A 23,978-nucleotide genomic window follows, 5' to 3' on the forward strand; every position below is an offset into this window, starting at 1 on the left:
GAGGATAACGATGTCGATCTGGGAATATGCGAACCCGAAGCGGTTCATGCAGACCTCTGGCCTGCTGCTGCCTTGGGTGACCGGGGCGGCGGTGCTGTGCCTTGTGGTCGGGCTGATCTGGGGCGCGTTTTTCACCCCCGATGCGGATAAGTTCGGCTCGACCGTGAAGATCATCTATCTGCACGTGCCAGCGGCGATGATGGCAATCTCGGCTTGGATGATGATGCTGGTGGCGTCGCTGATCTGGCTGATCCGGCGGCACCATGTCTCGGCCCTGTCGGCGAAAGCGGCGGCGCCGATTGGGTTGACCTTCACATTGATCGGCCTTGTGACCGGGGCGATCTGGGGGCAGCCGATGTGGGGGACGTGGTGGGCTTGGGATCCTCGGCTGACCTCGTTCCTGATTTTGGCGCTGTTTTATCTCGGCTATATCGCGTTGTGGGAGGCGGTCGAGGATCCGGATACCGCCGCCGATCTGACGAGCGTGTTGTGCATCGTGGGATCGGTTTTCGCGTTTCTGTCGCGCTATGCGGTGCTGTTTTGGAACCAAGGTCTGCATCAGGGCGCAAGCCTGTCGCTGGACCGTGAGGAGCATGTCTCGGATGTGTATTCCTCGCCGCTTTATGTCTGCATTGCCGGGTTCATCCTGCTGTTCGTGACGCTGGTGTTGCTGCGCACCCGCACGGAAATCCGCGCACGTCGGTTGTCTGCGCTGCTTTCGCGGGAGCGGTTGGCATGATGGAATTGGGCAAATACGCAGGCGCGGTGATCGGGTCTTATGCGGCCTCAGTGGCACTGATCGTGGCGCTGGTGGTGCTGTCGATCTGGAAATCGGCCCGGGTGAAGCGGGCGTTGGCGGAAGTGGAAGCGCGGGCAAAGACGGCGAAAGCGGAGAAGAAAAATGGCTAAATGGCTGATGTATCTGCCGCCCGTGTTGTTCGCGGGGCTGGCGGTGATGTTCTATGTCGGTATGCAGCGCAGCGATCCGCAGAACCTGCCTTCGGTTTTCATCGACAAGCAGGCGCCCTCCTTGAACGCGGGCGTTCTGCCGGGGTTTCCAGCACTGACAGATGCCGATCTGCGCACGGGCAAGGTCACTGTGGTGAATTTCTGGGCCAGCTGGTGCCCGCCGTGTCGGGCGGAGAATGGCACGCTGAAGGCATTGGCCGCTGAGGGGATTCATGTGGTTGGTGTTAATATGATGGACCGACCCGATGATGCGGCGGCGTTTTTGGCGTCGGATGGCAATCCGTTTGCCGCCATCGCCTTTGATCCCAAGGGTAAGACCCGGCTGGATTGGGGGGTGACCGCGCCGCCCGAAACCTTCATTCTGCGCGGCGATGGCTCGGTGGCGTATAAGTTCATCGGGCCGATGGTGGGCGACGATTATCTGCAACGCTTTCAGCCTGAGTTGGATAAGGCACTCGCCGAATGAGCGCCCGGTGGGGTTTGCTTATCTTGGTGGTTTTGGCGGCTGGTCCGGCCAGCGCGAAACCCGGCACCCCCGGCCCGGCCTATTTCGCCGGCAGTTACGAGCGGATCGGGCGGCTGGGTGGCGGTATTGCAACTTTACAAAACGACCGAGTGACTATCGCGCCCGAGGGCCAAGGCGTGGTGATCGCAGGTTGCACCGGGGCGGCGCTGACGATGAGTTTTGGTCCGGCCTTTGAGATCACCAATCTGATGACCGGCACCCAAGCCGGGGTGACGGTGGAGTGTTTGTTTCACAACAACGGCTACAACCGCCCGATCCTGACCTGCCGCGCGGCCGATGGTGCGGCGTTTACGCTATGGCCTTTGCCTGCGGCTGTGCCAAGCTGTGGCGGCTGATCAGGCCAGCAGCAGCACAAGGCCGATCAGCAGGCCCAGGCACAACTCGCCCAGCGGCAGGGCTTGTAGCAGCTGTGCTGACACGCAACGGCTAGATTCTTGTGGGGCGAGGGGTGGAAAACGCTCGGGCATGACTGGGTCTCTCTGAGGCTATATGCTCAGGATGCCGAAGGGAACTTAACAAGAACATAAGGCCGTTGTCACGAGCGCTCTTTGTTTTGGAAACAAATTGTTGCGGATTATAGCAAGATCGGCGGCCCAAACTCTTCGGCGCGCGTTCAACCAAGGAAGCTGTAGAACAGCAGCGCCCAGACCGCCGCGCCACCGCCGATGCAGGGCAACAGCCACCAGCTTTTGCGGCCTCCCTCGCTGTCGTCGGGTCTAGGCACTTGTATAGCTGCGGGGCTCGACGACCGGGCTGGTGTTCTGGATGGCGCGGGCAACGATGGATTTTGCGATATGGCCGACAAGGAATTTGCGGGCGGGTGGCATGACATGATGGGCCTCCTCGGTGCACAGGTCGGGGAACAACGACATGATCTCCAAACGGTCGCTGGCCGACATCGCGGACATCCCCACCGGACCGAGGAAAAACGACTCGGTAGCAGCGCCGTTGGAAATCAGCAGCTCATGGCGGTCGAGCAGGATGTGGAAATAGGTCACCGGGGCGTCAGTCTCGACCACCGAAATACCTTCGACCGACAGCAGATGCTTGGCGGCGGCCAGAACCTCGCGCGTGCCGACCATGTGCTGCGCGATCTGCGAGCGGATCAGACAGCGGTGCTGCGGTGAGACTTCCAGCGGGCGCAGTGGCAGGCCATTGCCCAATGCACCGATGTCAATGCGGATCGGGCGCAGTTGCGGCGCAAGTTGCAGCTGCCGCATGCTGAGTTTCCGGCGGCCAATCCAGCGAATCGGGCGGAAACCATTGTCCACCGTCAGCACATCATCGCCGACGCGCAGGTCTTCGACGGCAATCTCGCCCTTGCGGGTCATGATCTTGGTGCCAGCGGTGAAGCAGGGCACGAAGGGCACCACGCCGCCTGCCGTCAGGTTCATCGTCAGCAGGGCGTTGTTCTGCACGAATTGCAGCGGATTGGCGAGAATGGCGTTGACCGCCGGGCGCAGCAGCACCGGAATAGCCCCGTTGAGGGCGGTGACCAGTTGGCTGGCGAGGGCATCAAGCAGCGCGGCAGGGTCAGCCTCAGAGCCATCGGCGTTGTAGAAATGCAGCATCTGGGTGCGATCGACATCGAGCAAAGCGGTGCGGACCGGGGTGCTCAGCTGGATGTTGGCCAGTGTGACGCCCAGAATAGTGACCTTGACCCCGGCATAGGACAGCCCGGTGCCCAAAAGCGTCGCCGGATCACCACCGATTTTGGCAGTTTCCCCGGCGTTCCATGCGCCGTTGTTCGGGGCTGAATCTTGGAACGTGACCGTGGCAGAGGTCGAGGTGTCAAATTTGGTAAAGCTGATGATCTGGGTCGAGCCCAAGGTGATCAGCGCGCCCTCATTTTGATAGAGCTCGATATCTCTGGTACGGTCCGGCATGGCAGCGTCTCCTCGGGGAAGGCGGAAAATCGCCTCTAGGTTGAGCGAGTCTCTGTGTGTCGTTCTAAGATATATGCCGACAGAATCAAATCACAACTATAGAGTGTTAACGAAAGACTAAGGGTTGTATTGGCGAATACTGTTCATTTTTCCGCGTCGGCCGCTGGCGGAGAAATTCTGGCAGTCGCGCCACGGTGAGGGCGTGACATATTATATATGTTTATCAGTTTGTTGATTTGAGTTGAAGCCAACCACAGGCAGATGTGAGTGTCCGATATTTGCCGATGGTGAACGCGATGCGACGCATTGGTTTACACTTGGAAATTCAGCGTTTCTAAATCGGCATCAATAACGCGACAGCACTCCTGCATTTCCGAGCAGATTCAACGCAACAAGCACCCCGAAGGGTGCTTGTCAGGATACAATCTAAAGCTGAATTTCCGGCTTAACGCGAGGCCAGATCGCGCAGAACATAGTGCAACACGCCACCATGTTCGACGTATTCAATCTCAATCTCCGTGTCGATGCGGCACTTGATGGCGATGATTTTGACCGTGCCATCCGCGTAGGTGATCGTGCAGGGTACGGTGGACAGCGGCTTCAGATCGCCCGCCAGACCGTCAATGCTGACCACTTCGTCGCCCTTCAGCCCAAGGGTTTTGCGGGTCATGCCCTCGGTGAACTCAAACGGGATCACCCCCATGCCGACGAGGTTGGAGCGGTGGATACGCTCGAAGCTCTCCGCGATCACGGCTTTGACGCCCAGCAAAGCGGTGCCTTTCGCGGCCCAGTCGCGCGAAGACCCTGCGCCGTATTCGATGCCGCCGAAGATCACCAAGGGCGTGCCCTCGGCTTGATAGGCCATCGAGGCGTCGAAAATGCTGGTCTGCACACCGTCCGGGCCTTTGGTGTAGCCGCCTTCAACCCCATCCAGCATTTCGTTCTTGATGCGGATGTTGGCGAAGGTGCCGCGCATCATCACTTCATGGTTGCCGCGACGCGCACCATACGAGTTGAACTCGGACACCGGAACTTGCCGTTCTGTCAGATACTTACCAGCCGGAGTTGCGGCCTTGAACGAACCTGCGGGCGAGATGTGGTCGGTGGTGATCATGTCGCCCAGCAAAGCCAGCACACGGGCGTTTTGGATATTGCTGATCACGCCCGGCGTTTTCGCCATGCCACGGAAATAGGGCGGGTTTTGGATATAGGTCGAAGACGCGGGCCAGTCGTAGGTCTCGCTGTCCGTCACCTTCACCGCCTGCCATTTCTCATCGCCCTTGAACACATCGGCGTATTTCTTCTGGAACGCAGCGCGGGTGACGGTGGCTTCGACAAGGTCAGAGATTTCCTTGTTGGTCGGCCAAACATCCTTCAGGTAAACGGGGCCATTGGTGCCGATGCCCAAAGGCTCGGTGGTGAGGTCAATGTTCATATCGCCCGCCAGCGCGTAGGCAACAACCAGCGGCGGCGAGGCGAGGTAGTTGGCGCGCACGTCGGGGGAAATCCGGCCCTCAAAGTTGCGGTTGCCGGACAGAACGGCAGTGGCGACCAGATCGCCCTCGGCAATCGCTGCCGAAATCGCGGGGTCCAGCGGGCCAGAGTTACCGATACAGGTGGTGCAGCCGTAGCCAACCAAGTTGAAGCCGACCGCATCGAGGTCTTCTTGCAGGCCCGCAGCGTTGAGATATTCGCTGACGACCTGAGATCCGGGGGCCAGTGAGGTCTTCACCCAAGGCTTTGATTTCAGACCCAAAGCCCGGGCCTTGCGTGCCACAAGGCCCGCGCCGATCATCACATAGGGGTTCGAGGTGTTGGTGCAGGACGTGATCGACGCGATCACCACCGAGCCATCGCGCAAAGAATAGTTTTTGCCCGCAACTTTGGCGAAGGAAAAGCCGCAGTGGCCCGACATTTCCGCCGGGAAATCTGCGCCGCCTTCGGCACTCCACTCGACGGTTTGTGCGGCGCTGGCGACCGGGAGTTTGCGCTCGCAGCGGATGTATTCGCCAAAGGTTTGCGCCGCTTCGGTCAACGGCAGATAATCTTGCGGACGTTTCGGGCCGGAAATTGCTGGAACAATGCTGCCCATGTCGAGATGCAGCGTCGAGGTGTAGATCGGGTTATAGGCGTCATCGCGCCACATGCCGTTGGCTTTGGCGTAAGCTTCGACCAAGGCAATGCGGCCTTCATCGCGCCCGGTGTTGCGCAAATAGCGGATGGTCTCACCGTCAATCGGGAAGAAGCCGCAGGTCGCGCCATATTCCGGCGCCATGTTGGCGATGGTGGCACGGTCGGCCAAAGGCAGGCGGTCAAGACCGTCACCGTAGAATTCGACGAATTTATTGACCACGCCATGCTTGCGCAGCATTTGCACGACCTTCAGCACCAGATCGGTGGCGGTGGTGCCCTCAACCATCTCTCCGGTCAGCTTAAAGCCGACGACTTCGGGGATCAGCATGGAAACCGGTTGGCCAAGCATCGCGGCCTCGGCCTCAATGCCGCCGACGCCCCAGCCCAGAACTGCTAGACCGTTCACCATCGTGGTATGTGAGTCGGTGCCGACCAAAGTATCTGGATAGGCGACCATATTGCCGTCTTGGTCGGTATCGGTCCAAACCGTCTGCGCCAGATATTCAAGGTTCACTTGGTGGCAAATCCCGGTTCCCGGAGGCACGACGCGGAAGTTATTAAATGCGTTCTGGCCCCATTTCAGGAACACATAACGCTCCATATTGCGCTCATATTCGCGGTCGACGTTGGCTTGGAACGCGCGCGGGGTGCCGTATTCGTCAATCATCACCGAATGGTCGATGACCAGATCCACGGGGGCAAGCGGGTTGATGCGTTGCGCATCGCCGCCCAAGCCCTTGATGCCGTCACGCATCGCCGCCAAGTCAACCACCGCGGGAACCCCGGTGAAATCCTGCATCAGCACGCGGGCAGGGCGGTAGGCGATTTCGCGCGGGTTTTTGCCCGCCAGTTTGCCCCAATCCGAGAACGCCTTGATATCGTCAACCGAGACGGTCTTGCCGTCTTCAAAGCGCAACATATTCTCCAGCACCACTTTCAACGCGGCGGGAAGCTTGGAAAATTCGCCCAGACCTGCGGCTTCGGCGGCGGGGATCGAGTAATACGAAACGCTTTGTCCGCCTGCGGTCAAAGTTTTGCGGGTTTTGCTGCTGTCGTGTCCAACGGTGACGGTCATGTGGCCTCCTGCGGTTGACGGATTGCTTTGGCTTTGCCCTAAGGGCGCGCGCGGTGCAAGGGAATCATCTTCTGTCTTGCGATCATTGTATGCAATGGTATGCCGAAAATCCAGCATGGAATTGCGGGGCTGGCTTGGTTTGAACGGCATCCTTGGAACGGTTGTGTGAATATACTGTAATATCGGCTCGCAAAACCTTGATTGGCGGCGGTGCCTTCGCATCATGTAGAACAAAAACCGGGCTCAGAGATCGGAAAATACCATGTCGCACCATATTTTCAGCACAACCGGTATGGGTTTGATCGGCAGCATGATGTTGTGCGCCACGACGGCACTGGCCGAATCTGAGCAGGGGGTTGTGGTGGAACTTTACACCTCGCAAGGCTGCTCGTCTTGCCCGCCCGCGGATGAGTTGATGGCCAAGCTGGCGCAGACGCCGGGGGTGATCGGCCTCGCGCTGCATGTCGATTACTGGGATTACATCGGCTGGACCGACACATTCGGTCAGGCCAGCTTTACGGAGCGGCAAAAAGCCTATGCCCATGCGGCGGGGGAAAAGATGATCTACACACCGCAAATGATCGTGGCGGGGGCTGCGCGGGTGGCGGGCAATCAGCCGCGCGAAGTGGCTGCGGCTTTGGCGGCGATCAAGCCCAGCCCGGTAACACTGACCTTGGCGCGGCAGGGCGGTGATCTGGTGATCAACGCGCAGTCGTCGCAACCCTTGGCCAACCCGGTGATCGTGCAACTGGTGCAATACACCGACCATGCCGAAGTGGCGATTGAGCGCGGGGAAAACTCGGGGCTGAGGGTGGTCTACAACAACATCGTGACCTCGTGGCAGAAGGTGGGCGATTGGTCTGGCGTAACCCCCTTGCAACTGGTGACGGCGGCGGGCAGTGGCCCGGTGGTGGTGATCTTGCAAGCCCGCGCGCCGGATGGCGTTGGTCCGGCGCAGATCGTGGCGGCGGCGCGGTTGAAGTGATCAGCGCCAGCGGCGGTGAATCCAGAACCATTGACCGGGATGAGCTTTAACACGCGCCTCTAGACTGCGGGTCAGGGCGGTGGTCATCTCCAGCGCGGTGGTATGCGGAATCGGGGCTTCCAGATCGACCTCAAAGCTAAGGCCGTCGGGCTGGCGGGTGGCGTAGAACGGGATCAGATCGGCTTTATAGCGTAAGCTGAGTTCAGCCGCTGACAAAGCGGTGCGGGCAGGCTCGCCCAAGAATTTGATCTGATCGCTGCCGGCGCGCTGATCAAACAGCAAGACCAACAGCCCGCCCGCCTTCAGATGCTTGACAAAACCGGTGGTGCCCGCGCGGCCCTGCGGAAAGATCGGGCCGCCGAAGGCCTGCATGGTGCGTACGTAATGTTCGTTGAAATAGCTGTTCGACATCGGGCGATAGAGGCCGCCGATGGTATAGCCTTGGGAGACAAGGCAGGCGCGGGCGGCTTCATAATTGCCGAAATGGCCCGAGACGAGGATCACCGCGCGGTTTTCAGCCCGCGCTTTTGCCAATGCAGCCACACCCAGTCCCTGCGGGATCAGTTGTGATTGCCGGGCGAGAAATCCGGCTGTTGAGTAATTCTCAATCAGCGTTCGTCCTGCATTATCAAGTGCTTCCGATGCAATATTCTTCCGTTGCTTTAAGTCCATATCCGGCCAGATCAGTGCCAGATTGTCCATCGCCCGCTGCCGATAGCCCGCAATGCGCCCCACCGGGCCACGCAAGATCGCGCCCATGAGCGGCACACGCCAGCGATAGGGCAGCGCCAAGCCCAAGCCGATCAGGCCGCGCACCGCAAGGTTTTGCGCGAAGGCAAGGGGCTGGAAAGGGACTTTGGGCATGGATTAACGCTTGATGGTTTCACGGTGCCAGACATAAAGCCCGGACCCTGCGATCACAAGCGCGCCGATGATTGTCCATGTGTCGGGATACTCGCCATAAAATGCAATGCCGAACAGGGTGGCATAGAGGATGCCGAGGTAGGAAAACGGTGCAATCGCCGAGGCTTCGGCCATCGAGAACGCCCGGATCAAGCAAAATTGCGCGGCGGTGCCCAGACAGCCAAGCGCGGCAAAGCGCGGCAGATCGGCCAGTGCAATCGGTTGCCAGACGAAGGCGACGGCAATGCTGGTCGCCACCGCGCCAAACAGTGCTGCGTGCAACATCGAGGTGGCAGGTCCTTCTTTCTGTCCGACCAGCCGGGTCAGCAAAGCCGAGGCGGCGTAGCACACGGCACAGGCCAACGGCAGCAATGCCGCCGGGGTGAATAAACCTGCACCGGGCCGAATGATCATCAGCGCCCCGATCATCGCCACCGCGACCCCGGCGATGCGGCGCGGACCAAGCTTTTCGCCCAAGAACAGCGCCGCCCCCAGCGTGATCAACAACGGGCTCATATCCGCCAGAGCGGTGGCTTCGGCCAGACCGATATAACCAAGACTGAGGAAAAACAGCCCGGTGGTGGCTAACTGGAAGCTAGAGCGCGCCAAATGCAGCCAAGGATAGGGCGTGCGCAAGGTAGGGCCTACGCGTTTGGGGCCAAGGATGACCAGCACCAGCAGCACCTGTCCGATAAACCGCGCCCAGACCACTTGCGCGGTGGGATAGCTGTGCAGCAGGCCCTTGGCGACCGCGTCCATCGTGCTGAACATCGCCACCCCCAGCATCAGCATCAGGATCCCCTTGCGGGTGGCGGCAGCGGTGGGCAGGACTTTGATCGGTGACATGGCGCGACCCTAAGGCGGCGGTTGTGGAGCAGCAAGACCCGGCACGCAGATCGCCTGATTTTTGGGCTATCCTTCGTCTTGGATCAGCACCAATTCCCCTGCAGCTTCCAACTGACGCACGGCGGTGATGATCTGGTTCATCGCGTCTTCTGCATCCTTTTCTTTCACCCTACCGCGCGCGGCCATTTCTTCGCGCAGGCCCTGCGCCATGCGCTGCGACATGTTTGACAGGATGAACTCGGCAGCAGTCTCCAATTCGGGGGTGCCCGTGCTGGCGGCAAGGGCTGTGACCAGTTGCGCCTGATCGACAATGCGGATCAGCTTGGGCACATCGCGCGCCATCACCCGCTGCGGCAGATGCACGAAGGTGAAAATCGCTCTGCGCACCTGCTGGGCAAAGCCAGCATCGGTCTCATCCAGCCCCTTCAGCACATCCTCACGCGTCAGCGCTGGCGAGACATTCAGGATCGCGCCGACCCGTTCAACCGGATTGGCGTGAAAGGCCCGCAGAGGCTGTGATTCCAACTGGCCCGCCAGCGAAATCCCGATGCGGCGCACGGTATCGGGGTCAATATTGCCAGTTTGCGACACCGCATAGGCCACCCGGCGGGCTTTCTCGCCCGGAAGTTTCCCCAGCAATTCCGCAGCCTTGGCGACGGGAAGCTTCGAGAGCATAACCGCCCCCACCTCAATGCTTTCTTCCTCCAGCACCGGAAGCAGGGTTTGAACCGGCATCGCCGTCAACCGCTCCCATGGATCGGATGAGGCATTGCTCGCCGCCATCCGCCGCAACCGACTGGCGGCATTGGCCGAGATATGGCCATCCATCATCGCCAAAGCAGCTTCAATCCCGCCGGGAAACGACAGCCCGACCTGATCCAGCTCACCGATGAAGTCTTCGATAACAGCTGCCAAGGTGCGCCGATCCACGGTGCGCATCAGGCTCATCTGCTCGGCCAAAGCCGCCTGCATCTGATCGGGCAGCTTGGCCAGTGGCAGACTTCCGCCCTCTGCCAGCAAAAACTGTACGATGATCGCCGCTTTTTGGCGTGGGCTAGGCTGGCGCGGCTGGCTGTTGGGGGCCGCCACCGCCCGCTGCACCGGAGTGATCCGCGCCAGAACTGCTGGTTCGCCTGCCATATCTATCCCCGAATCCTTCTCGTTCAGGGATAGAATGACTGCTTCGGGTTAAGGCCATCTTACGAAGATCGCGGACTTTAAGCGCCAAACACACGCTTGAAAATCGTATCAACATGTTTGGTGTGATACCCGATGTCGAATTTTTCCTCGATCTCGGCGGGGCTGAGTGCTGCGGTGACTTCGGGGTCGGCGAGCAATTCAGTCTTGAAATCCGCACCATGCTCCCAAACCTTCATCGCGTTGCGCTGCACCAGACGGTAGCTATCTTCACGCGAAACCCCGGCTTGGGTCAGGGCGAGCAAAACGCGCTGGCTCATCACCAGACCACGGAATTTGTTCATGTTTTTCAGCATGTTTTCTGGGTAGATCACCAGCTTTTCAACCAGCCCGCCAAGGCGGTGCAGAGCGAAATCGAGGGTGATCGTGGTATCGGGGCCAATGGCACGTTCGACCGAGGAATGGCTGATGTCACGCTCATGCCACAGCGCCACATTTTCCATAGCGGGGATCACGGACATCCGTACAAGTCGTGCAAGACCCGTCAGGTTTTCCGACAAAACCGGGTTGCGCTTGTGCGGCATCGCCGATGAGCCCTTTTGGCCGGGCGAGAAAAATTCTTCCGCCTCAAGCACTTCGGTGCGCTGCATGTGGCGGATCTCAATGGCGATGTTTTCGATGCTGGAAGCAATCACCGCCAGCACCGCAAAATACATCGCGTGACGGTCGCGCGGGATAACTTGGGTGCTGATCGGCTCGGGCGTCAGGCCAAGCTGGGCGCAGACGTGTTCTTCCACCGAGGGGTCGATGTTGGCGAAGGTGCCGACAGCGCCGGAAATCGCCCCGGTGGCGATCTCGGCACGGGCGGCCAGCAGGCGGGTGCGGTTGCGGGCCATTTCGGCATAAAAGCGCGCGAAGGTCAGGCCCATCGTGGTGGGTTCGGCGTGGATGCCGTGGCTGCGGCCGATGCGGACGCTATTTTTATGCTCGAAGGCGCGGGCTTTCAAGGCGGCAAGGACGCGATCAAGCCCGACCAACAGCAGGTCGGTGGCGCGGACGAGTTGCAAATTGAACGTGGTATCCAGCACGTCGGACGAGGTCATGCCTTGGTGGACGAAGCGGGCTTCTTCGGCGCCGATATGCTCGGCGAGGTGGGTCAGGAAGGCGATGACGTCGTGTTTGGTGACGGCTTCGATCTCATCAATCCGGGCCACGTCGAAGGTCACATCCTTGGCTTTCCAGACCGCGGCGGCGCTTTCTTTCGGGATTACGCCGATAGCGGCGAGGGCGTCGCAGGCGTGGGCCTCGATTTCAAACCAGATACGGAATTTGGTTTCGGGCGACCAGAGGGCGACCATCTCGGGGCGGGAATAGCGTGGGATCATCGGGGCCTCCGGGCAGCTTTATAAGGGGATGAGGCGCTTTAGACCGGGGAGGTGGAAAGGGCAAGCATAGGGTGCGTGTCCACGCGTGGCGGTGAATCGGCTTTATAAGAAATCAATGGGTTAGCAGGGGAGTGTTCAAGATTTGTTAACCAGGAGTCGCGGTGCCAAGCCGATAGCCAGAGCGCGCCGGTTGTGGCAAACTGTGGCCAGCCTACTTGCCAAAACGGAGGATATCATGGTCGAAACGGTTCAAGGGCGCGAGGTGACGATTGTGTTTGACGGCAAACGCTGCGTGCATTCGCGCAACTGCGTGTTGAGCCATCCCGAGGTGTTTGTGCCGAATGTGCAGGGCGAGTGGATTTATCCCGATGCAGCCTCGGCGGCAGAGGTTATTCGGCTTGGGCAGAATTGCCCTTCGGGGGCGATCCGGGTGCTGCGCAATGACGCGGCGGTGGGGTCTGATGCGCCGCCGGTGGTGAACACGCTGCGGGTGCGCGAAAATGGGCCGTTGGCGTTGGAGGCTTCGATCTTGCTGGGCGGTGTGGCGCAGGAGGGTCCGCGCGCCACCTTGTGCCGCTGTGGCGCTTCGGCCAACAAGCCGTTTTGCGATGGCAGCCATACGGCGGCGGGGTTTACCGCTACCGGAGAGCCTGCGGTGAAGGAATCGGCCGCTTTGGCGCTGCACGATGGGGTTGTGGATGTGCAGCCTTTGCCGAACGGGCCGCTGAAAGTTGTGGGCAATCTGGAGGTGGTGTCGGGCACCGGGCATACGGTGAACCGGGTGACACAGGCGTTTTCGTGCCGCTGCGGCCATTCGGCGAACAAGCCCTATTGCGACGGCAGCCATAAGGCGGCGGGGTTTGTGGCGGAGTAGGTTTTTTCACGCAACGGCGCGGATGGCTGGACCGGCGTAGCCTCCGGCGGGGATATTTTAGACCAATGTGAAATGATTGACGCTCTGCAAATTCACATTGGCTTAAATATCCCCGCCGGAGGCTTCAACTTTGGAGCAATCCGGTCGCCTCAGGCTTTTCCCATCAGCCTGGCATCGAACGGATATTTCGTCAGATTCTCAAATCCCGTCTCGGTGATCAGCACCTGATCTTCCAGCTTAATCGAGAAATCACCGCCTTCGGGGGAAACCAAGGCCTCGACACAGAGCGTCATGCCGGGTTCAAGCGCAACCTCGAACGCGCCGTCCACATGCGCGTCGGGGTAGGGCACGAAGGGCCATTCATCGCAAAGCCCCACACCGTGCATTTTGCAGGAGTATTTTTGGCGCTGGTATTGGTCGCCCAAGGTGTGGCCGCCGTGGGTCAACTCGCGGATGGTGACGCCGGGTTTCAGCATCTGCATATTCTCGTGGATATGGTCCATCGCGTGACCCATCGCCGAGATCATCGCATTGGTCGGGCGTTGATCGCCGACCCACCATGTGCGGGAAATGTCGATGCAGATGCCGTAAGAGCCGATCAGATCGGTGTCAAACGCCACGATTTCATTGTTCGACACGATGCGCGGGCCACATTCTTGGAACCACGGATTGGTGCGGGGGCCCGAGGCGAGCAAGCGCGTTTCGATCCATTCGCCGCCGCGCCGGATATTGCCCTTGTGCAGTTCGGCCCAGATATCATCTTCCGACATATTCCCAAGTAGGACGCCGGTACGGGTGGCGGTTTCCATCTCGGCAATCGCGGATTCGCAGGCGTGATGCGCGCATTTCATAGCTAAGATTTCGTCGGGGCCTTTGATGGCGCGGGTGCGCTCGGTGACTTCCTCGCCCTCCATCACCTCAAACCCGGCGCGTTCTAAGGCGCGCAGGCCGTTGATCATGATTTTATCGACGGCGAGGCGGCGGTTGGTGCCGGCATGGGCGCGCATCACTTCATTGACTTGAGCCGCAAAGCTGGTGGCATCCTCGGCGACTTTATCACCGCAGACGTTGTAGAAGAACGACGCACCAGAGCGGAGTTCTTTCACCAAGGGGTTGAAATTGACCAAGAACGGCGCCTGTTTGTATTCCCAGACCACCATATGGCCGTCGGCGCAGATCAGGCAGGCACGGAACGGGTTGTGGCTGTTCCACAGCTGCATGTTGGTGGTGTCGGTGGCGTAGCGGATGTTCAGCGGGTCAAACATCAGGATGCCGCCGTAGTCGCGGGCGTTCAGGCTGGCGACAAGGCGTTTCCAGCGAAATTCGCGCATGTTTTGCAGGTTCGGCAGCTGCAGCCCTTCCTTGGCCCATTCGCCAAAGGCCAGTTGCGTCGGGCCGATTTCGACCCGGTCATTGTCATTCGGGGTGCCGTCGCCCAAGCGGTCGCCTCGCGCGGGATCGATTTTGCGGCGGGTTTCGGCGTAGGACATCGGGCTCTCCAAAGCGGGATTGGCTTGGGGGAAGGTGGCAGGTGGCGGGGCCTGGGCTTTGCTGGGCGCGACGCGCGTTGTCGCAAATGGCTGGGGCTTGCGTTTATCGGTTGGGCGCGGCTAGGTTTGGCCGATGCCGATCTTGAACGCAAAACTGCCGCTGCACCCTTGGCTTGATCCGCGCACCACGCGGTTGCCGGGGATTCAGCCGATCACGGATGACAGTTGGATTGAGCCGTGCGACGCTTATGCCGCACAAATGGCGGAGCGGGATCGGCTGATATTGAACTGCCCGGAGTTGGTGCATGCTTTGCCCGAGGCGGCTTTGCCTGCGGCACTGGAATTGTATGACCGGGTGGTCGACAAACTGCGCGGCACGGCGGGGTTTGTGGTTGGCGCGGATTCGGTGCTGCGCCCGGATGGGGTGCGGGTGGGGCTGGACCGCGCGGCACCGCTGCTGACCTTGGGGCGGTTGGTGCAAGAGGATCTCTGCCTGATGCAGCGGGTCGGCGAGGAACATGCCCTGACGGCTGCGGTGTTGTGCTTTCCGGCGAGTTGGACGCTGGCGGAAAAGTTGGGGCGCTCGATGTTGGGGATCCATATTCCGGTGGAGAGTTACACCGAAGACTTGGCGCGCCGCGTGCAGCGGTTGTTTGATGCGATCCGACCCGAGCAGCCACTTTGGCGGATGAACTTTCACATCTACGAAAGCCCTGATTTGTTTCACCCCCGGCGGGAGGCTGATCGGCATCCGAAGGCACGCGAGGGGACCTATATGCGGGCAGAGCGACAGTGTTTGCTGCGCTTGCCGCAGACCGAAGCGGTGTTGTTCAGCATCCACACCTATCAGGTGTCACTGCACAGCCTCGCGCCCAGTGACCTTGCGGCCCTGAGCGCCTTGGGGGTGATGCAGCACGCCAACTAAAGCGGTTTGCGTTTTATCTGGCGCAGAAGCATCACAACGCGCGCAGGTCTTGGCGGCATTGTGATTCAAGATAAACGCAAACCGCTCTGGACCTTAGCCCATCAGGGCCGAGATCACCGGGCCTTGGAACAGATGTGAGGCGATCCCCGTCGCAACCAGTGCCGCCGAAGTCAGCCGCATATTCTCGCCGCGCAACACCGAATAGGTCATCATCGCCGCCCCCACTGGCAGCGCCACCATGATCAAAGTGGCGTTCATCGTATGGGCGGCCAAGCGCATTTGCGGTGAAATCAGATGCGGCGGCGGCAGCTCCTCGGTTGGATAAAGCGCCATCCGCAGCCGTGAAAGTTCGGGGTCGCGCGGCAAGGGAATATCCGGGCGGTCGTTGCTGGGCTGGAAGCCGCGCTGATACACCGCGTCAACATTGCCTTCGTCCAGCAGGGTGAAGATCGGATGATCCGAGTCGGCGCGCTGGCTGGATTTCGGCTGCGCATAGGCCAGTGAATCGATCACCTCGGCAGTGACCGGATGATCACATTCATGCCAGAACACCGCATCCGGGTTCAGCCGCGCCTGCACGCGTTCCACCAGCCGAGAGCACAAAGCCTCGTGGCGCACCGCTGGATGCCGCCGTTTCGGTGCCGCGTTCAGCCGGGGTGGCAGATGCGACGGCCCGACCGATAGCGTCAAAGACGCCACCACGCCGGGGCGCGGGTTTTCCGCCGTGGCCAGCACAATCCTTGTGCCCGGCATATCGAAACTTGCCAGATCTTCGCAATCCCATGTCAGCTGGCGATCTTTATCGTGGAACCGCGCCAGCACAGCATCCAGATCAGCCACCAGTCGGGCAAAGTTCAGGTTAGGCGATTGTAGAAACAACAACTCGGCAATCGTACTGAACTGTATGTCGGGATGAACCTTCATCGCGAAACCTCCATCAGTGGTTGCATAGTGTTGCCCGCAGATTGTGCCTGCATCTGGAAGGCATTGCGGCGTTTACAAGTTATTAACCGGAAGTTGAGTGCTGTTTCCGCCTTAATTGCTATTCTTACTTTCGGGGCAGGATTGTCCTCGCTTGTACCCGAAACGCGAAAGGCCGCCCAAGGGGGCGGCCTTTGCGTGCTCTAACCCTTTGGGTTTAGCAGGAGTAATACATCTGATACTCGATCGGGTGCGGCGTGTGTTCGTAGGCGTAAACCTCTTCCCACTTCAGCGCCATATAGGATTCCAGCATCGGACGGGTGAACACGTCGCCCGACAGCAGGAAATCCATGTCTTTGTCGAGTGCTTCCAGAGCCTCACGCAAGGATCCGCAAACGGTCGGGATCACGGCGAGTTCTTCGGGCGGCAGATCATAAAGATCTTTGTCCGAAGCGGGGCCCGGGTCGATTTTGTTGCGGATGCCGTCAAGGCCAGCCATCAGCAGGCCCGCGAAGGCCAGATAGGGGTTCGCCGCCGGATCGGGGAAGCGGGCTTCGACACGTTTGGCTTTCGGCGATTCGGTCCACGGAATACGGACCGCACCCGAGCGGTTGCGGGCGGAATAGGCCAGCAGAACCGGGGCTTCAAAGCCGGGGATCAGGCGTTTGTAGCTGTTGGTCGATGGGTTGGTCAGCGCGTTCAGGGCTTTGGCATGTTTGATGATGCCACCGATGAACCACAAAGCCTCTTGGCTGAGGTCCGCGTATTTGTCGCCTGCGAACAGCGGTTTGCCATCCTTCCAGATCGACATGTTGACGTGCATCCCCGAGCCGTTATCGCCCTTCATAGGTTTCGGCATAAAGGTGACGGTCTTGCCATAAGCGTGCGCCACGTTGTGGATCACATACTTATATTTCTGGATGTTGTCAGCTTGCTCGACCAGACCACCGAAGATCATCCCGAGTTCGTGCTGACAGGTGGCAACCTCGTGGTGGTGCTTGTCAACGCGGATGCCGATGCGCTTCATCGTCGACAGCATCTCGCCGCGCAGGTCTTGCGCTTCGTCCACTGGGTTGACCGGGAAATAGCCGCCCTTGTGGCCCGCACGGTGGCCGTAGTTGCCGCCTTCGGTCACGGTGTCGGTGTTCCAAGCCGCAGCCTCGGCGTCGATTTCGTAGGAAACCTTGCGCGGGGTCACCGAGTAACGCACGTCATCGAAGATGAAGAATTCAGCTTCGGGACCGAAATAGGCGGTCTCGCCGATGCCGGACGACTTCATGAAAGCTTCGGCTTTCTTTGCGATCTGGCGCGGGCAACGATCATAGGCCTCGTTGGTGTCGGGTTCCACCACATCGCAATGGATGCACAGGGTCTTTTCGGCATAGAACGGGTCGATATAGATCGAGGTCGCATCCGGCATCAGTTTCATGTCGGATTGATCAATCGACTTCCAGCCCGCAATCGACGAGCCGTCGAACATGAAGCCTTCTTCAAAGAAGTCTTCGTCGACAAGGTCGGTGACCAAGGTGACGTGCTGAAGTTTGCCTTTGGGATCGGTGAAGCGGATATCGAGATACTCGATTTCCTCGTCCTTGATCAGTTTCAGAGCTTTCGCAACTGCGCTCATCATGCTGCCTTTCGGTGTTTCGGGTTGAAAGTGGCGGCAAGGGTTGGCCTGCCGGGTTTTGGTTGTTCAGATCGCGCCGGGGTTAAATGGCGTCGTCGCCAGTTTCGCCAGTGCGGATGCGGATCGCCTGCTCGACAGGGCTTACGAAAATCTTGCCATCGCCGATCTTGTCGGTGCGGGCCGCGGCAATGATCGCGGCAATCGCGACATCGACCATATCATCGGTCAGCACGACTTCGATTTTCACTTTCGGCAGGAAATCGACGACATATTCTGCGCCGCGATAGAGTTCGGTGTGGCCCTTCTGACGGCCAAAGCCTTTGACTTCGGTGACAGACAAGCCCTGAATACCGGCTTCCTGAAGGGCTTCCTTCACCTCGTCCAGCTTGAACGGTTTGATGATTGCCTCGATTTTCTTCATCGCCTGCTCCCCAAGTCTTTTTACACGCAAATCATGGTCTATGCGGTAGTGATCACTTCCCTGCGGGGGCTTCAATTCTGTAGGAATGGGCGAAGGTGGGTTGCGGTTGGAAAAACGTGATGATGATTAAAATATAGGCGATATGCGCGATGTATGGGCGGTTTGCGAACATAAGGGCTGAAATATGAGCGAAGTGCTGACGGCGGCGCAGATGAAGGCGATTGAGGCGGCGGCGATAGCTTCGGGGGCGGTGACCGGGCTGGAGCTGATGGAGCGCGCCGGGGCAGGGGTTGTCGCCGCAGTGCTGGAGGAATGGCCGGAGCTGGCGCTGAGCTCGCAGCGGGCGGTGGTGCTGTGCGGGCCGGGGAATAATGGCGGCGATGGGTTTGTAGTGGCGCGGCTGTTGGCGGGGCGCGGGTGGGATGTGGAGGTGTATCTGTATGGTGATGCGGGCAAGCTGCCGCCGGATGCGCGGGTGAATTATGAGCGGTGGCGGGAGGTGGGGGAGGTGAAGCCGATGGGTTACTCATACGGCTCTTGCGATCTCGTTGTCGACGCAATTTTCGGCATTGGGATATCGAGACCGATTGATGACCCCATACTTTGGGAGATTCTCTGGGAAGTGGACGACGCTTGTGACGTGTGGGATGGACACGATCTATATGTGTTCCCGGATGCCAGTTCAGCTCAACATGGCAGGGCGCCGAGGACGGTCGCAGTAGATATACCGTCTGGGCTGCATTCAGATACGGGGGAGGTTGTTGGTAGCTGGCCGGACCACGGCCGTCGTGCGCCACGAGTCATGCTGACTGTCACGTTTCAAGCTGAGAAACTCGGACACCTACTTGGCGAGGGTGAGTTGCTGTGTGGGAAGGTGGTTGTCGTTGACCTTGGGATCGAACAGCCAGCGCTCACGTCGAGTGTCCGGTTGACGATCACCCCTAGAAACGGGGATTTAGTAAAATGGGGAGGCCAGCACCACAAATTCTCCCACGGCCACGCCCTGATCGTCTCGGGCGATCACGGTCATGCCGGGGCGGCGCGGATGGCGGCGCGGGCGACTTTGCGGATAGGGGCGGGGCTGGTGACTTTGGCCTCGCCGCTGGGGGCGATGGCCGAGAATGCGGCGCGGCTCGATGCGGTGATGTTGAAGCCGGTGGCAGATGCGGCGGGGTTGGCTGAGGTTTTGGCGGATGCGCGAATCAATGCGATGTGTCTGGGGCCGGGGATGGGGCTGGACGCGCGGGCGGCGGAGGTGGTGCGGGTTGCGCTGGAAACCTCGAGGCTCCGTCTCAAGGCCGGAGCTACGCAGGGATTGCGGTTGGTGCTGGACGCCGACGCGCTGACCTTGATCTCGCGGTATGCGGGGTTGTTTGGACTGTTGCATGAGGGCTGCGTGCTGACGCCTCATGCCGGCGAGTTTGCGCGGTTGTTCCCGGATATTGCCGAGAAGCTGGCGGCTTCGGCGGTGACGGGTCCGGCCTATTCCAAGGTAGATGCCACACGAGATGCTGCGGAGCGGGCGGGCTGTGTGGTGCTCTATAAGGGGGCGGATACGGTGATTGCCGCACCGGATGGTCGCTGTTCGATCAATGCGGCGGTGTATGAGCGCTCGGCACCTTGGCTTGCCACCGCAGGATCAGGCGATGTGCTGGCAGGGTTTATCACCGGGCTTCTGGCCCGGGGATTTCAACCGATGCAGGCGGCGGAGACGGCGGCTTGGCTGCATGTCGAATGTGCGCGCAGCTTTGGGCCGGGGTTGATTGCCGAGGATCTCCCCGAGGAATTGCCGAAGGTGTTTCGGGCTTTGGGGGTTTAGAGCGCCGCTGGCGGCAAGGCGATTTTCGCGCGAAAATCGTGTACGGAATTCGCGCGAATTCCGCTTAGGCGGCGACGGGCGCGCTGGTGCAGACGAGTTCCAGATCGCCCGCATAGATCACCACTTCTTCTTCAAAGCGCAGGGTGTAGAGGCGCAACTCGGGCAGCACCTCGGCCCGGATATACGCGCCATCTACAAGCCGCGCCGCAGGGATCAGCGCAACCTTGTCCCCCGTCAGGGCCTTCGCGCGCCAGTCGCGGATCAGGATGGGCTGATCTGGGGTGACGATCATATCGTCGGCGGGGCGATCCTTGCCCAGTACGCCTGCAGAGATTCGGATCATGCGGGCGTTTTGTACGACGCTCACCTCAATCGCCACCAGCTTGCGCGCTCCGGTGCGGGTGATCACCCGGTCGCCGGGGTGCAGGTACTCAACCGGCATCATGCCATCAAGACTGAGCACCGGAGTACCGATGGCCAGACCATGATCAAGCCCGGTGTTGGACTTGGCGGCGGTCACTTTGGCGTGGATGGTCATCGGCAATCCTCCGGCGCAGCAGCGCGTGGGGCAAACTTACCGCCAAATGGGGCGAGATTGCGGTCACGCCCTGACTTTTCGGGGAATTTCATCCCAAAAGAGTCTTTCACTTTTCCTCTCGCTTCCCTCGCGCGGCTTTGTTAGAAGGGCGCGGATTTCAGGGCGCACTTTCGGCCTTCGGGCAGGAATTTGCGCTTTGTTGACATATGCGGGTATGGCGAAATTGGCAGACGCACCAGATTTAGGTTCTGGCGCCGCAAGGCGTGGGGGTTCAAGTCCCTCTACCCGCACCAAAGGTTGATGAGAAGGACGGACACATGCAGGTCACCGAAACCCTGAAAGACGGCTTGAAGCGCGCCTACACCATCACGGTGTCCGCCGCCGAGCTGGAAGCCAAAGTTCAGGAAAAATTGCTCGAGGCGCAGCCCGAGGTCGAAATCAAGGGTTTCCGCAAGGGCAAAGTGCCGTTGGCGATTCTGAAAAAGCAATTCGGTCAGCGCCTGATGGGCGACGCCATGCAGGACGCCATTGATGGCGCGATGAAAGAGCATTTTGAGAAAACCGGCGACCGCCCGGCCTTGCAGCCCGACGTGAAAATGGTCGGTGGCGAGACTTGGAAAGAAGGCCAGGATGTTGTGGTCGAGATGGCCTATGAAGCCCTGCCGCCGATCCCGGAGCTTGATGCCTCCAAAATCGCTTTGGACCGTTTGTCGGTGAAAGCCGATGAGGCTTCGGTCGAAGAAGCTTTGAAAAACCTCGCGGCCACCGCGCAGAACTTTGAAGACAAGCCGAAGGCCAAAAAGGCCAAATCGGGCGATCAGGTTGTGATCGACTTCAAAGGTTCGGTCGATGGTGTGGCGTTCGAAGGCGGCGCTGGCGAAGATTACCCGCTGGTTCTGGGCTCGAACTCGTTCATTCCGGGCTTTGAAGACCAGTTGCTGGGCACCAAGGCTGGCGAAGATGTCACCGTCACCGTGACCTTCCCCGCAGAATATGGCGCGGCACATGTGGCTGGCAAAGAAGCGGTGTTTGCTTGCACCGTGAAAGTCGTGCGCGAAGCCAAAGCGGCGGAACTCGACGACGAATTGGCGAAGAAATTCGGCGCTGAAGATCTGGCTGCCCTGAAGGGGCAGATTTCCGAGCGTCTGGAAGCCGAATACAAAGGGGCTGCCCGCGCTGTGCTGAAGCGTTCGCTGCTCGACCAACTCGACGGTCTGGTGAAGTTCGACCTGCCGCCTGCGCTGGTCGATGCCGAAGCCAATCAGATTGCGCACCAGCTGTGGCATGAAGAAAACCCCGACGTGCATGATCACAACCACGGCTCGGTTGAGACCACGGATGAGCATAAGAAACTGGCCGAGCGTCGCGTGCGTCTGGGTCTGGTGCTGGCTGAAATCGGCCGTAAAGCCGAAGTCACCGTGTCGGATGCTGAAATGACCCAAGCGGTGCTGGCGCAGGCGCGTCAGTATCCGGGCCAAGAGCGGCAGTATTTCGAGTTCGTGCAAAAGAACCCGAACATGCAGCAGCAACTGCGCGCGCCGATCTTTGAAGACAAGGTTGTCGATCACATCGTGGCTGGTGCTAAAGTGACCGAGAAAGAAGTTTCCAAAGAAGAGCTGCAAAAGTTCATCGAAGCTTTGGACGAGATGTAATCTTAGACTTCTGCTAAGCATACGGGGCCGCCTCTTTGGGGCGGCCCTTTTCTTTCTGAACCGGAGGCTATGATGCCCGAATTCTTGCCCGATCTGCCCGTTGAAGGGATTCTAGAGTGCCTCAAACGTTCACCGGGGCATGAGGTCAATACGGGCAAGATGGATGGCCCGGAATCCTCTAGCGCTTTGACTGCCAACGCGTTTGGCTGGTTTTTGAACCGCGCGCAGGATCTGCCACCTTTGCCGGGGGTGCCAGCGGGGCAGGTGGCGTCGGTGACGCTAGAGGCCGAGATGCGGTTTCCGTGGACGGGCGGGCGGCATCCGTGGCTGGATGTCGCGATTGAAACCCACACCACGCTGATCGGCATCGAAGCGCGGCGGTATGAGCCGTTTCGCCCGATGAAGGCCAATGGCTTTGCCGAGATTTTTGATCGCCCAGTCTGGGGTGAAAAGCTGCCGCGCTTCACCAAGCTGCGCGATGATATGGTGGCGGGTGAGGCCGGGTTTCAGACCCTGGACGCCGTGCAATTGATCAAATCCGCCTATGCCATTCTGACGCGGGCCGAGAAGCGGGCGGTTGGCGGCGTGTTGGTGTATCTCTATGCTGAACCTGCGAATTGGGCATCGGGCAAACCCGTTGACCCCAAACGCATCGCATTGCACCGCCGCGAGGTGGCGCAGTTTGCCAAGCTGGTGACGGGCGACACCGTCAGCTTCGTGCCGATGCGGTGGGAGGATTTGTTGGATCAGTGGGGCAAGTCGGCTAAACTTGCGGGGCATGTGGGCAGGCTACACGACCGCTTCGGCGCTTTGGGGTGATCTGCGGCGTTCTTGCAGCAGCACGGACAGCCCAGCCCCTGCGATGATGCCGATGCCAAGCCAGCCTTGCGCATCCGGCCAGTCGCGCCAGAACAGCCAGCCCCACAGCACTGACCAGATCAGGCCAAGATACTCGAACGGTGCGACGGTGGAGGCTGCCGCGATGCGGTAGGCTTGCGTCAGCAGCCATAGGCCCATTGCGGCGACGACTCCGCAGGTCATCATCAGGGCGAGGTCTGGCGCAGTGGGGGTGATCCAGCCACGGGTGAGGAAGGCGAGGCTGGGGTGGCTGGTGACGGTGTGACTGCCATCGCGATAATACAGCGCCATCAGACCCGCGCAGCTTAAGAACACCGCATTGCCCCAGAACGCCAGTGCTGCTGCGGTCTGGGTGTCGCCCATCTTGCGGGCGGCGATCATCGAGATGCCATAGGTCAGGCCTGACAGGATTGGCAGCAAGGCCGCCCAGTCAAACAAATCCGATCCGGGGCGCACCATGATGATCACGCCGAGAAATCCGGTGAGAACGGCGGCCCAGGCGGCGGCGCTGACTTTTTCGGACAGGAACAGCACGGACAGCACGGTGATGAACAGCGGGCCGGAGTAGTAGAGTGCGACAGTTGTGGGCAAGGGCAGGCCAGCGAGGGCGATGTAAAAGCTGAAGTATGCGATAAACATCACCAGCCCGCGCAGGATCATCTTTGGCGCGCCCGGCGTGAACAGGGTGCGGATGCCGCCATCAAAATGCGCGAAAGCCAGAAGGAACGGGATGGAGGTGAAGCCCCGGATCAGCATCGCCTGATACAAAGGATAGCCGCCGGAGATCAGCTTCAGAATCAGGTCCTGCACCGAAAACACCGAGATACCGGCGATCAGGTAGATGATACCGAGAGAGGTGGTTTTGCGGGTCATTTTTGCAAGCTAGGGCGGGCGCAGGGCTTCGGCTGTTCGATTTGCGACATGGTTTGATCAAAAGCGGTGAGCGGTTGATCGGCGAGGGCGATCAGATCGCGGCGCAGGTGCTGCCGTCTTCGCCAGCACCCGATG

At 60.0% G+C, this 23,978-nt stretch carries 23 protein-coding genes and 1 tRNA gene; 11 read left to right on the forward strand and 13 right to left on the reverse strand.

What is annotated here, in order from left to right; translation table 11 throughout:
• Window positions 1-10: 10 nt before the first annotated feature.
• From ACS5RD_RS14800 to ACS5RD_RS14815, 4 genes are read left to right on the forward strand one after another with little or no spacing between them, the layout of a single operon-like run.
• The gene (locus tag ACS5RD_RS14800; RefSeq protein WP_489931383.1) at window positions 11-739 is read left to right on the forward strand and encodes a heme ABC transporter permease; all 729 of its coding nucleotides are present in this window, start codon (window positions 11-13) and stop codon (window positions 737-739) included.
• Window positions 736-909, forward strand: coding sequence for a heme exporter protein CcmD (ccmD, locus tag ACS5RD_RS14805; protein WP_489928056.1), 174 nt, complete (start codon window positions 736-738; stop codon window positions 907-909). Before ACS5RD_RS14800 ends, ccmD begins: the two co-directional genes overlap by 4 nt.
• A complete protein-coding gene (locus ACS5RD_RS14810) occupies window positions 902-1,435 on the forward strand; it encodes a DsbE family thiol:disulfide interchange protein (protein WP_489928057.1) in 534 nt (177 codons plus the stop codon). Before ccmD ends, ACS5RD_RS14810 begins: the two co-directional genes overlap by 8 nt.
• Window positions 1,432-1,830, forward strand: a complete 399-nt coding sequence (locus tag ACS5RD_RS14815) for a hypothetical protein (RefSeq protein WP_489928058.1) — start codon at window positions 1,432-1,434, stop codon at window positions 1,828-1,830. Before ACS5RD_RS14810 ends, ACS5RD_RS14815 begins: the two co-directional genes overlap by 4 nt.
• Here ACS5RD_RS14815 and ACS5RD_RS14820 read toward each other — a convergent pair whose 3' ends face one another.
• The 3 genes from ACS5RD_RS14820 to acnA form a co-directional block, all read right to left on the reverse strand.
• Entirely contained in the window at window positions 1,831-1,962 is a 132-nt protein-coding gene (locus ACS5RD_RS14820; protein WP_489928059.1) for a hypothetical protein, read from the reverse strand. It abuts the gene before it with no gap.
• Window positions 1,963-2,211: 249 nt separating this feature from the next.
• The gene (locus tag ACS5RD_RS14825) at window positions 2,212-3,381 is read right to left on the reverse strand and encodes a Hint domain-containing protein (RefSeq protein ID WP_489928060.1); all 1,170 of its coding nucleotides are present in this window, start codon (window positions 3,379-3,381) and stop codon (window positions 2,212-2,214) included.
• A gap of 445 nt (window positions 3,382-3,826) precedes the next feature.
• Complete coding sequence (acnA, locus tag ACS5RD_RS14830; protein WP_489928061.1) at window positions 3,827-6,589, reverse strand: aconitate hydratase AcnA; 2,763 nt, start codon at window positions 6,587-6,589, stop codon at window positions 3,827-3,829.
• A 262-nt stretch (window positions 6,590-6,851) separates the two neighbouring features.
• Between acnA and ACS5RD_RS14835 the strand changes: the two genes are divergently transcribed.
• On the forward strand, window positions 6,852-7,574 hold the full coding sequence (locus ACS5RD_RS14835) for a DUF1223 domain-containing protein (protein WP_235815737.1): 723 nt from the start codon (window positions 6,852-6,854) through the stop codon (window positions 7,572-7,574).
• Here the strand turns inward: ACS5RD_RS14835 and ACS5RD_RS14840 are convergent, their stop codons facing one another.
• From ACS5RD_RS14840 to purB, 4 genes are all read right to left on the reverse strand, one after another.
• Complete coding sequence (locus ACS5RD_RS14840) at window positions 7,575-8,438, reverse strand: lysophospholipid acyltransferase family protein (RefSeq protein ID WP_489928062.1); 864 nt, start codon at window positions 8,436-8,438, stop codon at window positions 7,575-7,577.
• A gap of 3 nt (window positions 8,439-8,441) precedes the next feature.
• Entirely contained in the window at window positions 8,442-9,323 is an 882-nt protein-coding gene (locus ACS5RD_RS14845) for a DMT family transporter (RefSeq protein ID WP_054008589.1), read from the reverse strand.
• Window positions 9,324-9,389: 66 nt separating this feature from the next.
• Window positions 9,390-10,463 carry a flagellar motor switch protein FliG gene (locus ACS5RD_RS14850; RefSeq protein WP_489928063.1) on the reverse strand — a complete coding sequence of 358 codons (1,074 nt, stop codon included), beginning with the start codon at window positions 10,461-10,463 and terminating at the stop codon, window positions 9,390-9,392.
• Window positions 10,464-10,540: 77 nt separating this feature from the next.
• Window positions 10,541-11,845 (reverse strand): adenylosuccinate lyase, encoded by a 1,305-nt coding sequence (gene purB / locus ACS5RD_RS14855; protein ID WP_489928064.1) that lies wholly within the window; start codon window positions 11,843-11,845, stop codon window positions 10,541-10,543.
• 235 nt (window positions 11,846-12,080) lie between these two features.
• Here purB and ACS5RD_RS14860 point away from each other — a divergent pair, with 235 nt between their 5' ends.
• The gene (locus ACS5RD_RS14860) at window positions 12,081-12,719 is read left to right on the forward strand and encodes a CDGSH iron-sulfur domain-containing protein (RefSeq protein ID WP_489928065.1); all 639 of its coding nucleotides are present in this window, start codon (window positions 12,081-12,083) and stop codon (window positions 12,717-12,719) included.
• Window positions 12,720-12,868: 149 nt separating this feature from the next.
• Here ACS5RD_RS14860 and dddP read toward each other — a convergent pair whose 3' ends face one another.
• Complete coding sequence (gene dddP, locus ACS5RD_RS14865) at window positions 12,869-14,209, reverse strand: dimethylsulfonioproprionate lyase DddP (RefSeq protein ID WP_489928066.1); 1,341 nt, start codon at window positions 14,207-14,209, stop codon at window positions 12,869-12,871.
• Between the two features lie 133 nt (window positions 14,210-14,342).
• On the opposite strand from dddP, the gene ACS5RD_RS14870 reads away from it, so the two are divergent.
• Window positions 14,343-15,134, forward strand: a complete 792-nt coding sequence (locus tag ACS5RD_RS14870; protein ID WP_489928067.1) for a heme-dependent oxidative N-demethylase family protein — start codon at window positions 14,343-14,345, stop codon at window positions 15,132-15,134.
• 93 nt (window positions 15,135-15,227) lie between these two features.
• Here the strand turns inward: ACS5RD_RS14870 and ACS5RD_RS14875 are convergent, their stop codons facing one another.
• The 3 genes from ACS5RD_RS14875 to ACS5RD_RS14885 all read right to left on the reverse strand — a co-directional run bounded on the left by ACS5RD_RS14875 (window position 15,228) and on the right by ACS5RD_RS14885 (window position 18,103).
• A complete protein-coding gene (locus ACS5RD_RS14875; protein WP_054008594.1) occupies window positions 15,228-16,058 on the reverse strand; it encodes a hypothetical protein in 831 nt (276 codons plus the stop codon).
• A gap of 214 nt (window positions 16,059-16,272) precedes the next feature.
• Window positions 16,273-17,682: a type I glutamate--ammonia ligase gene (glnA, locus tag ACS5RD_RS14880; protein WP_489928068.1), complete on the reverse strand. Its 1,410-nt coding sequence runs from the start codon at window positions 17,680-17,682 to the stop codon at window positions 16,273-16,275.
• An 82-nt stretch (window positions 17,683-17,764) separates the two neighbouring features.
• Window positions 17,765-18,103: a P-II family nitrogen regulator gene (locus ACS5RD_RS14885; protein ID WP_054008596.1), complete on the reverse strand. Its 339-nt coding sequence runs from the start codon at window positions 18,101-18,103 to the stop codon at window positions 17,765-17,767.
• Window positions 18,104-18,287: 184 nt separating this feature from the next.
• Here ACS5RD_RS14885 and ACS5RD_RS14890 point away from each other — a divergent pair, with 184 nt between their 5' ends.
• Entirely contained in the window at window positions 18,288-19,922 is a 1,635-nt protein-coding gene (locus tag ACS5RD_RS14890) for an NAD(P)H-hydrate dehydratase (RefSeq protein WP_489928069.1), read from the forward strand.
• A gap of 64 nt (window positions 19,923-19,986) precedes the next feature.
• On the opposite strand, the gene ACS5RD_RS14895 is transcribed toward ACS5RD_RS14890, so the two are convergent.
• Window positions 19,987-20,460, reverse strand: coding sequence for a Hint domain-containing protein (locus ACS5RD_RS14895; RefSeq protein ID WP_489928070.1), 474 nt, complete (start codon window positions 20,458-20,460; stop codon window positions 19,987-19,989).
• 208 nt (window positions 20,461-20,668) lie between these two features.
• Here ACS5RD_RS14895 and ACS5RD_RS14900 point away from each other — a divergent pair.
• The 3 genes from ACS5RD_RS14900 to ACS5RD_RS14910 all read left to right on the forward strand — a co-directional run bounded on the left by ACS5RD_RS14900 (window position 20,669) and on the right by ACS5RD_RS14910 (window position 22,931).
• Window positions 20,669-20,753 (forward strand) — tRNA-Leu (locus ACS5RD_RS14900).
• A 24-nt stretch (window positions 20,754-20,777) separates the two neighbouring features.
• Complete coding sequence (gene tig / locus ACS5RD_RS14905; protein ID WP_489928071.1) at window positions 20,778-22,112, forward strand: trigger factor; 1,335 nt, start codon at window positions 20,778-20,780, stop codon at window positions 22,110-22,112.
• Between the two features lie 72 nt (window positions 22,113-22,184).
• Window positions 22,185-22,931 carry a hypothetical protein gene (locus tag ACS5RD_RS14910; RefSeq protein ID WP_489928072.1) on the forward strand — a complete coding sequence of 249 codons (747 nt, stop codon included), beginning with the start codon at window positions 22,185-22,187 and terminating at the stop codon, window positions 22,929-22,931.
• On the opposite strand, the gene ACS5RD_RS14915 is transcribed toward ACS5RD_RS14910, so the two are convergent.
• The gene (locus ACS5RD_RS14915) at window positions 22,902-23,843 is read right to left on the reverse strand and encodes a DMT family transporter (protein WP_489928073.1); all 942 of its coding nucleotides are present in this window, start codon (window positions 23,841-23,843) and stop codon (window positions 22,902-22,904) included. The genes ACS5RD_RS14910 and ACS5RD_RS14915 overlap by 30 nt on opposite strands.
• Window positions 23,844-23,978: the final 135 nt, after the last annotated feature.

The sequence above is a fragment of the Cypionkella sp. PAMC25878 genome (genome assembly GCF_058135695.1).

Coding starts and splice junctions, on each gene's coding strand:
- ACS5RD_RS14915 (WP_489928073.1), bottom strand. CDS start 23,843: ATGACCCGCAAAACCACCTCTCTCGGTATCATCTACCTGATCGCCGGT.
- ACS5RD_RS14810 (WP_489928057.1), top strand. CDS start 902: ATGGCTAAATGGCTGATGTATCTGCCGCCCGTGTTGTTCGCGGGGCTG.
- ACS5RD_RS14875 (WP_054008594.1), bottom strand. CDS start 16,058: ATGAAGGTTCATCCCGACATACAGTTCAGTACGATTGCCGAGTTGTTG.
- acnA (WP_489928061.1), bottom strand. CDS start 6,589: ATGACCGTCACCGTTGGACACGACAGCAGCAAAACCCGCAAAACTTTG.
- ACS5RD_RS14840 (WP_489928062.1), bottom strand. CDS start 8,438: ATGCCCAAAGTCCCTTTCCAGCCCCTTGCCTTCGCGCAAAACCTTGCG.
- ACS5RD_RS14850 (WP_489928063.1), bottom strand. CDS start 10,463: ATGGCAGGCGAACCAGCAGTTCTGGCGCGGATCACTCCGGTGCAGCGG.
- purB (WP_489928064.1), bottom strand. CDS start 11,845: ATGATCCCACGCTATTCCCGCCCCGAGATGGTCGCCCTCTGGTCGCCC.
- ACS5RD_RS14885 (WP_054008596.1), bottom strand. CDS start 18,103: ATGAAGAAAATCGAGGCAATCATCAAACCGTTCAAGCTGGACGAGGTG.
- ACS5RD_RS14860 (WP_489928065.1), top strand. CDS start 12,081: ATGGTCGAAACGGTTCAAGGGCGCGAGGTGACGATTGTGTTTGACGGC.
- ACS5RD_RS14910 (WP_489928072.1), top strand. CDS start 22,185: ATGCCCGAATTCTTGCCCGATCTGCCCGTTGAAGGGATTCTAGAGTGC.
- ACS5RD_RS14820 (WP_489928059.1), bottom strand. CDS start 1,962: ATGCCCGAGCGTTTTCCACCCCTCGCCCCACAAGAATCTAGCCGTTGC.
- ACS5RD_RS14895 (WP_489928070.1), bottom strand. CDS start 20,460: ATGACCATCCACGCCAAAGTGACCGCCGCCAAGTCCAACACCGGGCTT.
- ACS5RD_RS14890 (WP_489928069.1), top strand. CDS start 18,288: ATGAGCGAAGTGCTGACGGCGGCGCAGATGAAGGCGATTGAGGCGGCG.
- ACS5RD_RS14825 (WP_489928060.1), bottom strand. CDS start 3,381: ATGCCGGACCGTACCAGAGATATCGAGCTCTATCAAAATGAGGGCGCG.
- ACS5RD_RS14870 (WP_489928067.1), top strand. CDS start 14,343: ATGCCGATCTTGAACGCAAAACTGCCGCTGCACCCTTGGCTTGATCCG.
- tig (WP_489928071.1), top strand. CDS start 20,778: ATGCAGGTCACCGAAACCCTGAAAGACGGCTTGAAGCGCGCCTACACC.
- glnA (WP_489928068.1), bottom strand. CDS start 17,682: ATGAGCGCAGTTGCGAAAGCTCTGAAACTGATCAAGGACGAGGAAATC.
- dddP (WP_489928066.1), bottom strand. CDS start 14,209: ATGTCCTACGCCGAAACCCGCCGCAAAATCGATCCCGCGCGAGGCGAC.
- ACS5RD_RS14800 (WP_489931383.1), top strand. CDS start 11: ATGTCGATCTGGGAATATGCGAACCCGAAGCGGTTCATGCAGACCTCT.
- ACS5RD_RS14835 (WP_235815737.1), top strand. CDS start 6,852: ATGTCGCACCATATTTTCAGCACAACCGGTATGGGTTTGATCGGCAGC.
- ACS5RD_RS14815 (WP_489928058.1), top strand. CDS start 1,432: ATGAGCGCCCGGTGGGGTTTGCTTATCTTGGTGGTTTTGGCGGCTGGT.
- ACS5RD_RS14845 (WP_054008589.1), bottom strand. CDS start 9,323: ATGTCACCGATCAAAGTCCTGCCCACCGCTGCCGCCACCCGCAAGGGG.
- ccmD (WP_489928056.1), top strand. CDS start 736: ATGATGGAATTGGGCAAATACGCAGGCGCGGTGATCGGGTCTTATGCG.